We start from the raw sequence: 13,611 nt of genomic DNA, 5'->3' as shown, positions 1-13,611 counted from the left end.
ACGACAACATGCTATCGATCAAGAATCTGGAAGCGGGCTACGGGAAGGTGAAGGTGCTGCACGGCATCAGCATGGAGGTTCCGAAGGCCAAGGTGGTGACGTTGATCGGCTCGAACGGAGCCGGCAAGACGACGACGATGCGGGCGCTGTCGGGGATGATCCGACCGACGGCGGGCGAGGTCACGCTGGGGGGCAAGCGCATCGACGGATTGGAGTCGCATCGGATCGCGCGGCTGGGGTTGGCGCATTCGCCGGAAGGACGGCGGGTGTTTCCGACGCTGTCGGTGACCGACAACCTGCTGCTGGGCGCGTTTCCGCGCCTGACGGGGAGCCGGCCCAAGGGCGACGTGCAGGCGGATCTGGGGCGGGCGATGGATCTGTTTCCTCGCCTGAAGGAGCGGCGCGATCAGCTGGCCGGGACGCTGTCGGGCGGCGAGCAGCAGATGCTGGCGATGGCGCGGGCGGTGATGCTGAATCCGGAGCTGGTGCTGCTGGATGAGCCGTCGATGGGGTTGGCGCCGATTCTGGTGGAGGAGGTTTTCCGGATCATTGCGCGGCTCAAGGACGAAGGGGTGACGATGTTGCTGGTCGAGCAGTTTGCGGCGGCGGCGTTGAATGTCGCGGATTATGGGTATGTGTTGGAGAACGGGCGGATTTCTGTGCATGGAAGTGCGGAGAAGTTGAAGCATGATCCGGCTGTGGTGGCGGCTTATCTTGGGGGGTCGCACTGAGTTTTTTTGCTGGCGGGGGTGAGTTCTTGAGACGCACGGCGGGGCGGCGGCCGGTGGCGGGCGGGGCTACGATTGCGGTCCGGAGCGTTCGCTCCGGACTTCCCCGTTGTCATCCTCGTACGCCTTCGGCTCCCTACGGATTCCCTCGGGCGCATCTACACGCCCCGCCCGCCACCGGCCGCCGCCCCGCCGTGCTCGCGATTGTTCTGATTCCTGCGTTGCTGGGGTGAGCCGTGTGCTTGGCATGCTTTGGCCGTGGGTGCTCTCGCTGAAGGTCTTGCGGGGCCCGCCCAAAGGCGGCCGCGCGGGCGGCCTGTTTGGGCTTACGCGCTGATTTTGCGTTGGCGGATGACGCTGCGCGCGGGTGACGGGTGGCGGGCGGCTTGGTGGGGCGCCGGCTCTTGGAGTGAGTGGGCGAGCGGCTGAACGAAAAAAGGCAGAATTGCGCGGTGGCGCAATCCTGCCTTTGTTTTTTTGCGCGCGGAACGCGCGCTTTGCTTAGACGGTGATGGTCAGGGTGACGTCGATGTTGCCGCGGGTGGCGTTCGAGTAGGGGCAGACGATGTGGGCGGCGGCGACGAGCTTTTCGGCTTCGGCGCGGTCCATGCCGGGCAGCGAGATCTTCAGTTCGGCTTCGATGCCGAAACCGGTGGGGATGGGGCCGATGCCGACCGAGCCGTCGATGGTGGCGTTGGCGGGCATGGCGATCTTGTCGCGGCCGGCGACGAACTTCATGGCGCCCATGAAGCAGGCGGAGTAGCCGACGGCAAACAGTTGCTCGGGGTTGGTGCCAGCCGCGCCGGCGCCGCCCAGTTCCTTCGGGGTGGTCAGCTTGACGTTCAGGTTGCCGTCGTCGGAGACGCCGGTGCCTTCACGGCCGCCGGTGACGTGGGCGTGGGCGCGGTACAGGACTTTTTCGATGGACATGGTGCGTTCCTTTTGGATGAAGGTGGGACTGCCAGGCTGGCGGGACCCTTCCCGCTACGGCCCTTACTAATCAAATAGCGTGCTATTTCATAGCGCACTATCTTTAACCGGGGATGACAGCAGTTGCCATCATCCGCCTCAAAGACTGCGAATCAAAGACTGTTGACCAACTTTTCCCGCAATTCGTGCAACGACTTCATGGTGCCCTGCGCCCCTTCCAGCGAGCACTGGGCCGCGGCGGCGATGGCGTGAGGCACGGCTTCGGCCTGGTTGCGCAGGTCGCGGCCTTGCCGGGTCAGGGTGACGATGACCTGGCGTTCGTCATCCTGCGCGCGGGTCCGGGTGACCAGGCCCGCCGCCTCCAGCCGCTTGAGCAGGGGCGTCAGGGTGGCCGAGTCCAGGAACAGGCGTTCGCCGATGTCGGTGACCGTGATTTCGTCGCGTTCCCACAGCACCAGCATGACCAGGTATTGCGGGTAGGTCAGATCCAGGCCACGCAGCAGCTTGCGGTACACCTTGTTCATCGCCAGCGAGGTCGAGTACAGGGCGAAACACAATTGGCTGTCTAGCAGCAGCGGGTTGAAGGCGCCTTTCGGCTGGGATCTGGATTTCATTGCGCAATATTAAATAGCGCACTATTTATCGTCAAGCTTTTTTTGGCTTTTGCTGTCCAGGGCTTGGGGCGGGCCGGCTTCAGGCGGACAGCTTGGCGGCTTCGGCGTCGCGGCCGGGGGGCAGGCCAAACATGCGGCGGTATTCGCGGGTGAACTGCTGCACGCTTTCATAGCCCACGGCAAAGGCGGCGCTGCTGGCCGACAGGCCTTCGGCGGTCATCAGGCGGCGGGCTTCGATCAAGCGCAGTTGTTTCTGGAATTGCAGGGGCGACAGCGAGGTGGCCGCGCGAAAGTGCTGATAGAACGAGGACGGGCTCATGCCGGCGGCCTCGGCGAGGCGTTCGATCGGCAGGGGTTGGGCGAAGGCGGTGCGCAGCAAGGTGACGGCGCGGGCGACACGCTGGGCATGGGCCTGCGGGCGGGCCAGATGGCGCAAGGCGGGGCCGTGGCGGCCGGCCAGCAGCCAGTAGTGCATTTCGCGCACAAGCTGGCGGTGCAGTACCGGCAAGGCGGCCGGGCGTTCGAGCAGGCGCATGAGACGCAGCGCGGCGTCGGCCACTTCGGTGTCGGTGGGCTCCACCCGCACGCGCAGCCCCGGGGCGGCGGGCACGGGCGCCATGGCCAATGCCAGTTCGGCGAGCAGCGGCAGGTCCAGGTCCAGCACGAGGGACAGGTAGGGCTGGTCGGGGCTGGCGTGGGTGATCTGGCTGATGGTGGGAACGTCGGCGGTGATCAGCAGGGAGTCGCCCGCGGAAAAGGCGACGGTATCCGTCCCCGTCATGACGTGTTTGCTTCCTTGCAGCACCAGGCACGCCAACGGGCGCGACATGGCGTAGTCCAGGCCGCTGGGGGATGTGGCCCGGATGGTGGTCAGGCCGGGCACGGGCGTCAGCGCCACGCCCAAGGGGCCGGCATGGGCGTGGACGTAGCGGCGCACGCTATCGAGCAAGGCGTCGTTCATGCGATTCGGGCGGAAATCCGTGGCACCCGGCCATCGTAGCGGCAATCGGGTGCGCCGTCGGCGCAGTGGCAGCGGCATTGGGGAAATAGGCAAACAACGCCGCGATTCGGGCAAAGGCTGGCAACGGCCCCGGCGGCAGAATGCCCTCACCCTGTCATTCGCTTCCAAGGAGCCCCGCATGACCACGATTTCCCTCGTTACCGGCGCCAGCCGCGGCCTGGGCCGCAACACGGCCTTGAACATCGCCCGCAAAGGCGGCGACGTCATCATCACCTACCAGCAGCGCGAGGCCGAGGCGCGCGCGGTGGTCGCCGAGATTGTGGCGCTGGGCCGCCGAGCGGTGACCTTGCAGCTGGATGCGGGCGCGACGGCCACCTTCGTGGACTTCGCGGCGCGCCTGCGTGCGGCGCTGCAGCAGACCTGGCAGCGCGAGCAGTTCGACCACCTGGTCAATAACGCCGGGCACGGCGACGTGGCGCCCATCGCCGACATGCGCGAGGACGCGTTCGACAAGCTGGTCGACGTGCACTTCAAGGGCGTGTTCTTCCTGACGCAGGCGTTGCTGCCGCTGCTAGCCGACGGCGGCCGTATCGTGAACCTGTCCAGCGGACTGACCCGCGTGTCGGCCGAGGGCTGGGCGGCCTATGCGGCGGTCAAGGGGGCCGTCGAAGTGTTGACGGTCTACCTGGCCAAGGAACTGGGTAGCCGCAAGATTGCGGTGAATGTGGTGGCGCCGGGCGCCATCGAAACCGACTTCTTTGGCGGCGCCGTGCGCGACACGCCTGCGTTCAACCGCCATTTCGCAGAGATGACTGCGCTGGGCCGGGTTGGCGTGGCGGACGATGTGGGGCCGATGATCGCCAGTCTGCTGTCGGACGATAACCGGTGGGTCAATGCGCAGCGGATCGAGGTGTCGGGCGGCCAGGGAATCTGACCGCCGCGTGGGCGGCAGGCGCCACGGCCCTGCCGCCTAGGCGACGTGCTCGCCTTCCACTGCGCTGCGGTCCGAGCCGTATTGTTTCAGGCCGTCCAGGTCCAGCACCCGCACGGCGCCGTATTCGACGTTCAACAGGCCCGCCTCTTCCAGCTTGCGCAGCGCCTGGTTGGCCCGTTGGCGCGAGACGCGGGCCAGGTAGCCGACTTCTTCCTGGGTGATGGTCAGGCGCATGCCCATACCGGGATACAGCAGCGGGTTGAAGAGTTCGGCCAGGCAGCGCGCCACGCGGGCGTCGGGGTCGAGCAGGCGGTCGTATTCGGCCTTGCCGATGAATTGCGCGACACGCTCGTTCAGCTGGTGCAGCAGGTAGCGGTTGAAGGGGATGCTGGTGTCCAGCAGCCAGTCGAAGGTGGCGGCTGGCAGGCGCGCGACGACGGAATCGCGCAGCGCCACGATGTCGTACTTGCGGACTTCGCGCTTGAGCAGCGAGCCCTCGCCGATCCAGCCGCCGGCGGGCACGCCCGTCAGCGACGCGACCTTGCCCTCGGCATTGCCCACCGACACCTTCACCAGGCCGGCCAGGACGCCGATCCACGCCTGGGCGAGTTCGCCTTTGCGCTCTATGATCGACCCGGCGGCGGCCTGCTGCACGGACAGGTCTCGCTCGACGCGCGCTTGCTGCTCGCCGTCGAGCACGCGAAACCAGGCCGCGGCAAGTTGCAGGGAGTCGGATAGCTGCATCGGGAATACCCTAAAAGTTCCTTGAATGTCGCGATGGTGACAGTTGGTAGCAACCCAACCTTATACCTTAACTCCTGCCGTAAATCTAAAACCAACTGGTCAAGCGCAACCGCTCGTGCGCCACGTCTCGTGGCTGCGGGTCCGCTGTGCCCAAACCGGAGGAGACAACGTGGCACATTCATCGCCCGCATCCGCACAGATGCCGGCGGCGCTGGATACTTTTCCGGCGCTGCTGTTCGCGCATGCCGACGTACGCGGGTCGCGGCCCGCGATACGTGAGAAAGACCTGGGTATCTGGCAGACCCTTACCTGGTCCGATGTGGCGGAGCACGTGCGCCAGGTCGCCCACGGGCTCGCGTCATTGGGCATCCAGCCCGGCATGCACGTGGCCGTGATCGGCGAAAACCGGCCGCGCCTGTACATGGCCATGATGGCCGCGCAATCGCTCGGCGCCATTCCCGTTCCGCTCTACCAGGACGCCGTGGCCCAGGAAATGGTCTACGTGCTGCAGGACGCCGAAATCAGCGTCGCCGTGGTCGAGGACCAGGAACAGGTCGACAAGATGCTGGAAGTGCGCGAGCAATGCCCCGCGCTCAAGCACGTGGTCTACGACGACCCGCGCGGCCTGCGCCACTACACCGATGCGATGCTGCTGTCGTATGACCAGCTCGAGGAAATCGGCCGCGACTACGCCGCGCAGCATCCCGACTTCTTCGCCCGCGCCGTGGCCGCGGTGCAGCCGCACGACGCGGCCGCGATGTTCTATACCTCGGGCACCACCGGCAAGCCCAAGGGCGTGGTGCTGACGCACCATGCGCTGATCGATCGCGCCCGCGCCGTGTCCGAGATGGAGAACCTGACCGACCGCGAGGACGTGCTGGCCTACCTGCCGCCGGCCTGGATCGGGCAGAACATGTTCTCGTACACGCAGCTGCTGGTCACTGGCTTCACCGTGAACCATCCGGAGTCGCCCGATACCGTGTCGATCGACATGCGCGACATCGGCCCCACCTACTACTTCGCGCCGCCGCGCGTGCTGGAAGGGCTGCTCACCCATGTGATGATCCGCATGGAAGACGCCGGCTATATCAAGCGCAAGCTGTTCCATGCCTGCATGAAGCTGGCGCGCCGCGTCGGCACCCGCATCCTGGACGGCGAATCGGTCAACGCCTGGGACCGCCTGCGCTACGCGCTGGGCAATGTGCTGATCTACGGTCCGCTGCGCAATGCGCTGGGCATGAGCCGCGTGCGCGTGGCCTACACCGCCGGCGAGGCCATCGGCCCCGACCTGTTCGTGTTCTACCGCTCCATCGGCATCAACCTCAAGCAGCTCTACGGCTCGACCGAGACCTCGGTGTTCGTCTGCGTGCAGCCGGACGGCCAGGTGCGCGACGACACGGTCGGCCCGCCCGTGCCCGGCGTGGAGATCCGCGTGGCCGACAACGGCGAGATCCTGGTCAAGAGCCCGGGCCTGTTCAAGGAGTATTACCGCAACCCCGACGCCACCCAGGAAGCGCGCAGCGCCGACGGCTGGTTCCACACGGGCGACGCGGGCTACCTGGACACCGACGGCCAGCTCAAGATCATCGACCGCGCCAAGGACGTCGGCAAGCTGGCCGACGGCAGCCTGTTCGCGCCCAAGTACCTTGAGAACAAGCTCAAGTTCTTCCCGCACATCAAGGAAGCGGTGGCGTTCGGCGCCGGCCGCCAGGACGTGTGCGCCTTCATCAACATCGACCTGGAAGCCGTGGGCAACTGGGCCGAGCGCCGCGGCCTGCCCTACGCCGGCTATACCGACCTGGCGGGCAAGGACGAGGTCTACCAGCTCATCGCCGACTGCGTCGAGCAGGTCAATGCCGACCTGGCCACCGATCCCAAGCTGTCGGCCTCGCAGATCGGCCGCTTCCTGATCCTGCACAAGGAACTGGATCCCGATGACGACGAACTGACGCGCACCCGCAAGGTGCGGCGCGCCTTCATCGCGCAGAAGTACGGCGTGCTGATCGACGCCCTGTTCGAAGGCAAGCAGTCCCAGTACATCGAAACCGAAGTGAAGTTCGAGGACGGCCGCACCGGCAAGATCGCCGCCGACCTGAAGATCCGCCCGGTCAAGACGTTCCCCGCCATCACCGCCCGAGCCGCGTAGAGACCATGAGCAACAACGACCGCGACCAGCGCATCGGCGACGTGATGCTGGACATGCAGAACATCTCGCTGTCCTTCGGCGGCGTCAAGGCGCTGACGGACATTTCCTTCAATGTGCGCGAGCACGAGATCCGCGCCATCATCGGCCCCAACGGCGCGGGCAAGAGCTCGATGCTGAACGTCATCAACGGCGTCTACACCCCGCAGCAGGGCGGCATCGCCTTTCGCGGCGAGCGCTTCTCGCGCATGAATCCGCGCCGCGCCGCCGAAATGGGCATCGCCCGCACCTTCCAGAACCTCGCCCTGTTCAAGGGCATGAGCGTGCTGGACAACATCATGACGGGCCGCAACCTGCGCATGAAGTGCGGGCTGCTGGCGCAGGCCTTCCGCCTGGGCGCCGCCGAACGCGAAGAGATCGAGCACCGCCAGTTCGTCGAGAACATCATCGACTTCCTCGAGATCCAGGCGTATCGCAAGACGCCCGTGGGGCGTCTGCCCTACGGCCTGCAAAAGCGCGTCGACCTGGGCCGCGCGCTCGCCATGGAGCCGCGCCTGCTGCTGCTGGACGAGCCGATGGCCGGCATGAACATCGAAGAGAAGCAGGATATGAGCCGCTTCATCCTCGACGTGAACGACGAATTCGGCACCACCATCGTGCTGATCGAGCACGACATGGGCGTGGTCATGGACATCTCCGACCGCGTGGTGGTGCTGGACTACGGCAAGAAGATCGGCGACGGCAAGCCCGATGAGGTGCGCGCCAACGAAGACGTAATCAGAGCCTATCTGGGCGTGTCGCACTAAGGCGGACGAGACATGGGATTTTTTCTGGAAACCTTATTCGGCGGCCTGATGAGCGGCATGCTGTACGCCCTGATCGGCCTGGGCTTCGTGCTGATCTTCAAGGCGTCGGGCGTGTTCAACTTCGCGCAGGGCGCCATGGTGCTGGTGGCGGCGCTGTCGATGGCGCGCTTCTCGGAGTGGATACCGCGCTGGTTCGGCTTCGAAAACATGATCCTGGCCAACGTGCTGGCTTTCATCGTCAGCGCCATCATCATGTTCCTGCTGGCCGTGGCGATCGAGCGCTTCGTGCTGCGCCACCTGGTCAACCAGGAGGCCACCACCCTGCTCATGGCCACGCTGGGCATCAGCTATTTCCTCGATGGCCTGGGCCAGATCTCGTTCGGCAGCTCGGTCTATTCCATCAACGTCGGCATGCCGAAGGATCCGTTGATGATCCTGGACTCGGTGTTCGAAGGCGGCCTGCTCATCAACCTCGAAGACCTGACCGCCGCGGTCATCGCCGCATTGCTGGTGGCCGCGCTGGCGCTGTTCTTCCAGTTCACCTCCACCGGCCGTGCGCTGCGCGCCGTGGCGGATGACCACCAGGCGGCGCAGTCCATCGGCATTCCGCTGAACCGCATCTGGGTCATCGTCTGGAGCGTCGCCGGCCTGGTGGCGCTGGTGGCCGGCATCATCTGGGGCTCCAAGTTCGGCGTGCAGTTCACGCTCTCGACCGCGGCGCTACGGGCGCTGCCGGTGGTGATCCTGGGCGGCCTGACCTCGGTGCCGGGCGCCATTCTCGGCGGCCTGATCATCGGCGTGGGCGAAAAGCTGTCCGAGGTCTACCTGGGGTCGCTGGTGGGCGGCGGCATCGAAATCTGGTTCGCCTATGTGCTGGCGCTGGTGTTCCTGCTGTTCCGTCCGCAAGGGCTGTTCGGCGAGAAGATCATCGACCGCGTCTGACCACGGCCTTCTAGGATAAAAACATGTTCTATCGCGAAAACGGCCAATTCAAGACCAGCTATCGCGCCGACCAGCAGATCTTCCCGATCCGCCAGGACCGCGTCTTCATCTGGCTGCTGCTGGCGGTGGCGTTCATCGCCATCCCGGCGCTGTCCAGCGACTACCTGCTGCGCGCCATCCTGATCCCGTTCCTGATCCTGTCGCTGGCCGCCGTCGGCCTGAACATCCTGGTGGGCTATTGCGGCCAGATCTCGCTGGGCACGGGCGCCTTCATGGCGGTGGGCGCGTATGCCGCCTGGAACTTCGGCGTGCGCTTTCCCGGCATGCCGCTGATCGTCCAGATCCTGCTGGGCGGCTGCTTCGCCACCATCGTCGGCGTTATCTTCGGCATTCCCAGCCTGCGCATCCGCGGCCTGTACCTGGCCGTGGCCACGCTGGCGGCGCAGTTCTTCGTCGACTGGGCGTTCCTGCGCATCCCGTTCTTCACCAATTACTCGTCGTCGGGCAACGTCTCGGTGCCGCCGCTGACCGCCTTCGGCCTGCCGGTGCAGAGCGCGCTGGAAAAGTACCTGTTCGTGCTGATCCTGGTGGTTGTCTTCAGTCTGCTGGCCAAGAACCTGGTGCGCGGCGCCATCGGCCGCCAATGGATGGCGATCCGCGACATGGACGTGGCCGCCTCGGTCATCGGCATCCGCCCGATGTACGCCAAGCTCACCGCGTTCGCGGTCAGCTCGTTCATCGTCGGCGTGGCCGGCGCGCTGTGGGGCTACATCCACCTGGGTTCGTGGGAACCGCTGGCCTTCGACCTGACGCGTTCATTCCAGCTGCTGTTCATGGTCATCATCGGCGGCCTGGGCTCCATCATCGGCAGCTTCTTCGGCGCGGCCTTCATCGTGCTGGTGCCGGTGGCGCTGACCAACGTGCCGCACATGCTGGGCCTGTCGCTGTCGGTGGACACCGCCGCGCACGTCGAGCACATGGTGTTCGGCGCGCTGATCGTGTTCTTCCTGATCGCCGAGCCGCACGGGCTGGCGCGGTTGTGGAGCATCGGCAAGGAGAAGCTCCGCATCTGGCCCTTCCCTCACTGATTTCGCATTGATTTCTGCGGGCCCCGGCGGCACGAGCGCCGTGGCCCACATCCTGAATACCCGGCTCAAGACCGGGCCAACCCCGGTGTCCGAGGGTTTATGACCCAAACACCACGCAGGAGGTAAATGGAGATGAAGCGTCTTAACCTGAAGTTGGCGGCAGCCTTGGTGGCCGCAGCCGGCGCCGTGGGCGCCGTGGCCACGCCGGCAATGGCGGCGGAAGAGCAGTTCGTTCCGTTGCTGGTGTACCGGACCGGGTCGTTCGCGCCGCTGGGCATTCCCTGGGCCGACGGCAAGCTGGATTACCTGAAGCTGGTCAACGAACGCGACGGCGGCGTCAACGGCGTCAAGATCACCTACGAGGAATGCGAAACCGCCTACGCCACCGACCGCGGCGTGGAGTGCTACGAGCGCCTGAAGGGCAAGGGCACCGGCGCCTCGGGCTTCGACACGCAATCGACCGGCATCACCTTCGCGGTCAGCGACAAGGCCATGGTCGACAAGGTGCCGGTCGAGACGATGGGCTACGGCCTGTCGCAATCGGTCGACGGCAGCGTGTTCGAGTGGAACTTCCCGCTGCTGGGCACCTACTGGACCGCCGCCGACGTGATGATCCAGGACATCGCCAAGAAAGAAGGCGGCATGGACAAGCTCAAGGGCAAGAAGATCGCCCTGGTCTACCATGACTCGCCCTACGGCAAGGAACCGATCCCGCTGCTGCAGAAGCGCGCCGCCAAGGAAGGCTTCGAGCTGCTGCTGTATCCGGTGACCGCCCCCGGCGTGGAACAGAAGTCCACCTGGCTGCAGATCCGCCAGGCCCGCCCGGCCTATGTGCTGCTGTGGAGCGCGGGCATCATGACGCCCACCGCCATCCGCGAAGCGCAGGCCAGCGGCTACCCGCGCGACAAGATGTACGCGATCTGGTGGGCCGGCTCGGAAGGCGACGTCAAGGACCTGGGCGATGTCGCCAAGGGCTACAACGCCATCACCATCCACAACAGCGGCGCCGACCACGACAAGGTCTATGACGATCTGAAGAAGTACGTCTACGACAAGGGCCAGGGCTCGGACAAGACGGGCAAGACCACGCTCGGCACCATCGCCCACACCCGCGGCATGATGATCTCGATGCTGCAGGTCGAGGCGATCCGCACCGCGCAGGAAAAGTTCGGCAAGGGCAAGGCGCTCACGCCCGAACAGGTGCGCTGGGGCTTCGAGAACCTGAACCTGACGCAGGAACGCCTGAACCAGCTGGGCTTCGGCCAGATCATGCGTCCGGTCAAGACCTCGTGCAGCAACCACAAGGGTGACGACTGGGCCCGCATCGTGCAGTGGGACGGCGCCAAGTTCAAGGTCGCCTCGGACTGGTACCAGGCCGACAAGACCCTGCTGGACCCGATGGTGAAGGAAGCCGCGGCGAAGTACGCCAAGGAAAAGAACATCACGCCCCGCACTTGCGAGAACTGATGTGAACCGGCGGCCGGCGCCCCCGGGCGTCGGCCGCCACCATGCCGCAGGAACCGCCATGACCGCAGCAACGACTACCGCTACTACCGCCGACACCCCCAAGGTGCTGCTCGATGTGAACGGCATCGAGGTGATCTACAACCACGTCATCCTGGTGCTCAAGGGCGTTTCCCTGCAGGTGCCGGAAGGCCGGATCGTGGCCCTGCTGGGCGCCAACGGCGCCGGCAAGACCACCACGTTGCGCGCCATCTCGAACCTGCTCAAGGGCGAGCGCGGCGACGTCACCAAGGGCCACATCCAGTACCGCGACCAGCGCATCGAGAAGCTGTCGCCGGCCGAGCTGGTCAAGCGCGGCGTGGTGCAGGTGATGGAGGGCCGCCATTGCTTCGCCCACCTCACCATCGAAGAGAACCTGCTGACGGGCGCCTATACCCGCGACCTCGGCCGCGGCGACACCAGCGCGGCGCTGGAGCGCGTCTACCAGTATTTCCCCCGCCTGAAGCAGCGCCGCGCCAGCCAGGCCGGCTACACCTCGGGCGGCGAGCAACAGATGACCGCCATCGGCCGCGCGCTGATGGCCAACCCCAACATGATCCTGCTGGACGAGCCGTCCATGGGCCTGGCGCCGCAGATCGTCGAAGAGATCTTCGAGATCGTGCGCGACCTGAACCAGCGCGAGCGCGTCAGCTTCCTGCTGGCCGAGCAGAACACCAACATCGCGCTGCGCTATGCCGACTACGGCTACATCCTGGAGAACGGCCGCGTGATGATGGACGGCGCCGCGAAGGACCTGGCCCAGAACGAGGACGTGAAAGAGTTCTACCTGGGCATTTCCAGCGGCGAGCGCAAGAGTTTCCGCGACAACAAGTTCTACCGCCGCCGCAAACGCTGGCTGGCCTGATCCCTGGAGCGGCGACGCCGGCGCGGTCCGGTGCGCCGCCGGCAACGACACCGCAGTACGGCACACGAGAGGGTGCGATCCCATGTCCGAGTTTTTCGATGTCCTGGAAACCCGAGCGCCCGAGCAACGCGAGCGCGAGCTGATGGCGGCCCTGCCCGGCGCCATCGCCCGCGCCATCGCCCGAGCGCCGGCCATTGCCGAGCAGCTGCGCGGCATCGACCCCGCCACGGTCACCTCGCGCGCCGCGCTGGCGCGCCTGCCAGTGCTGCGCAAGCACGAGCTGCTGGAGCGCCAGCAGCACAGCCGCGAGCAGGCCGCGCAACCGGCCGGCCCGCAGAAGGCCTTCGGCGGCTTCTCGGCCATCGGCTGGGGCGAAGCCATGCGCGTGTTCGCCTCGCCCGGCCCGATCTATGAACCCGAAAGCGCGCGCGCCGACTACTGGCGCTTTGCCCGCGCGCTGTACGCCGCGGGCTTTCGCGCCGGCGAGCTGGCCTATAACTGCTTTTCCTATCACTTCACGCCGGCCGGCTCGATGATGGAGACCGCCGCGCACGCCGTCGGCTGCACCGTGTTCCCCGGCGGCACCGGCCAGACGGAGCAGCAGGTGCGCGCGATCCAGGACCTGGCGCCCAGCGGCTACACCGGCACGCCCAGCTTCCTGAAAATCATCCTGGAAAAGGCCGACGAGCTCGGCGTGAAACTGGATTCGCTGCGCCGCGCGCTGGTCTCCGGCGAAGCCTTCCCGCCGTCGCTGCGCGACTGGCTGGCGGCGCGCGGCATCGAGGGCTACCAGGCCTACGGCAGCGCCGACCTCGGCATGATCGCGTTCGAGACGCCGGCCCGCCAGGGCCTGGTGCTGGGCGAGGACATCATCGTCGAGATCGTGCGTCCCGGCACCGGCGAACCCGTGCCCGACGGCGAGGTCGGCGAAGTCGTGGTCACCACGCTCAACCCCGACTACCCGCTGGTGCGCTTCGGCACCGGCGACCTGTCGGCGGTCATGCCCGGCATCTCGCCCTGCGGCCGCACCAACACCCGCATCAAGGGCTGGATGGGGCGCGCCGACCAGACCACCAAGGTGCGCGGCATGTTCGTGCATCCCTCGCAGGTGGCCGACGTGGTGCGCCGCCATCCCGAGATCCTGCGGGCGCGGCTGGTCATCAGCGGCACCACGGGGTCGGACAAGATGGTGCTGCGGGTGGAGTCGCGCGTGCGCGGCGAAGACCTGGGCGCGCGCATCGCCGAATCGGTGCGCGACGTGACCAAGCTGCGCAGCGACGTCGAATGGGCCGAGGCCGGCGCCCTGCCGAACGACGGCAAGGTCATCGACGACATCCGCACCTACGAATAACA

13 protein-coding genes are annotated in these 13,611 nt (G+C 66.3%); 9 read left to right on the top strand and 4 right to left on the bottom strand.

The genetic code is table 11. The annotated features are described in order from the left end of the window. Positions 1-8: 8 nt before the first annotated feature. Complete coding sequence (locus tag AOZ53_RS11045; protein WP_054430713.1) at positions 9-731, top strand: ABC transporter ATP-binding protein; 723 nt, start codon at positions 9-11, stop codon at positions 729-731. Between the two features lie 498 nt (positions 732-1,229). Here the strand turns inward: AOZ53_RS11045 and AOZ53_RS11040 are convergent, their stop codons facing one another. The 3 genes from AOZ53_RS11040 to AOZ53_RS11030 all read right to left on the bottom strand — a co-directional run bounded on the left by AOZ53_RS11040 (position 1,230) and on the right by AOZ53_RS11030 (position 3,233). Continuing rightward, positions 1,230-1,658 carry an organic hydroperoxide resistance protein gene (locus AOZ53_RS11040; RefSeq protein WP_054430714.1) on the bottom strand — a complete coding sequence of 143 codons (429 nt, stop codon included), beginning with the start codon at positions 1,656-1,658 and terminating at the stop codon, positions 1,230-1,232. A gap of 152 nt (positions 1,659-1,810) precedes the next feature. Next, a complete protein-coding gene (locus AOZ53_RS11035; RefSeq protein ID WP_054487823.1) occupies positions 1,811-2,272 on the bottom strand; it encodes a MarR family winged helix-turn-helix transcriptional regulator in 462 nt (153 codons plus the stop codon). 79 nt (positions 2,273-2,351) lie between these two features. Beyond that, a complete protein-coding gene (locus tag AOZ53_RS11030; protein WP_054487820.1) occupies positions 2,352-3,233 on the bottom strand; it encodes an AraC family transcriptional regulator in 882 nt (293 codons plus the stop codon). A gap of 178 nt (positions 3,234-3,411) precedes the next feature. On the opposite strand from AOZ53_RS11030, the gene AOZ53_RS11025 reads away from it, so the two are divergent. Further along, entirely contained in the window at positions 3,412-4,167 is a 756-nt protein-coding gene (locus AOZ53_RS11025) for an SDR family NAD(P)-dependent oxidoreductase (protein WP_054487818.1), read from the top strand. 36 nt (positions 4,168-4,203) lie between these two features. On the opposite strand, the gene AOZ53_RS11020 is transcribed toward AOZ53_RS11025, so the two are convergent. Next, positions 4,204-4,911 carry a Crp/Fnr family transcriptional regulator gene (locus tag AOZ53_RS11020; protein WP_054430718.1) on the bottom strand — a complete coding sequence of 236 codons (708 nt, stop codon included), beginning with the start codon at positions 4,909-4,911 and terminating at the stop codon, positions 4,204-4,206. 169 nt (positions 4,912-5,080) lie between these two features. On the opposite strand from AOZ53_RS11020, the gene AOZ53_RS11015 reads away from it, so the two are divergent. The 7 genes from AOZ53_RS11015 (at position 5,081) to AOZ53_RS10985 (ending at position 13,609) form a co-directional block, all read left to right on the top strand. Then, positions 5,081-7,057 carry an AMP-dependent synthetase/ligase gene (locus AOZ53_RS11015; protein WP_054430719.1) on the top strand — a complete coding sequence of 659 codons (1,977 nt, stop codon included), beginning with the start codon at positions 5,081-5,083 and terminating at the stop codon, positions 7,055-7,057. Between the two features lie 5 nt (positions 7,058-7,062). Next, positions 7,063-7,860 carry an ABC transporter ATP-binding protein gene (locus tag AOZ53_RS11010; protein ID WP_054474474.1) on the top strand — a complete coding sequence of 266 codons (798 nt, stop codon included), beginning with the start codon at positions 7,063-7,065 and terminating at the stop codon, positions 7,858-7,860. 12 nt (positions 7,861-7,872) lie between these two features. Next, a complete protein-coding gene (locus AOZ53_RS11005) occupies positions 7,873-8,802 on the top strand; it encodes a branched-chain amino acid ABC transporter permease (RefSeq protein ID WP_054431090.1) in 930 nt (309 codons plus the stop codon). 23 nt (positions 8,803-8,825) lie between these two features. Continuing rightward, on the top strand, positions 8,826-9,890 hold the full coding sequence (locus tag AOZ53_RS11000) for a branched-chain amino acid ABC transporter permease (RefSeq protein ID WP_006389832.1): 1,065 nt from the start codon (positions 8,826-8,828) through the stop codon (positions 9,888-9,890). Positions 9,891-10,016: 126 nt separating this feature from the next. Then, positions 10,017-11,357, top strand: coding sequence for an ABC transporter substrate-binding protein (locus AOZ53_RS10995; RefSeq protein WP_082380318.1), 1,341 nt, complete (start codon positions 10,017-10,019; stop codon positions 11,355-11,357). 58 nt (positions 11,358-11,415) lie between these two features. Beyond that, positions 11,416-12,258: an ABC transporter ATP-binding protein gene (locus AOZ53_RS10990; RefSeq protein WP_054430721.1), complete on the top strand. Its 843-nt coding sequence runs from the start codon at positions 11,416-11,418 to the stop codon at positions 12,256-12,258. An 82-nt stretch (positions 12,259-12,340) separates the two neighbouring features. Beyond that, positions 12,341-13,609, top strand: coding sequence for a phenylacetate--CoA ligase family protein (locus tag AOZ53_RS10985; RefSeq protein WP_054430722.1), 1,269 nt, complete (start codon positions 12,341-12,343; stop codon positions 13,607-13,609). Positions 13,610-13,611 lie beyond the last annotated feature (2 nt).

This window comes from Achromobacter sp. 2789STDY5608621, from assembly GCF_001299375.1.
Classification (GTDB): Bacteria; Pseudomonadota; Gammaproteobacteria; order Burkholderiales; family Burkholderiaceae_B; genus Achromobacter; species Achromobacter insuavis.
Note: the sequence above shows the minus strand (reverse complement) of the source record. Positions and strands in the feature narration are given on the sequence as shown.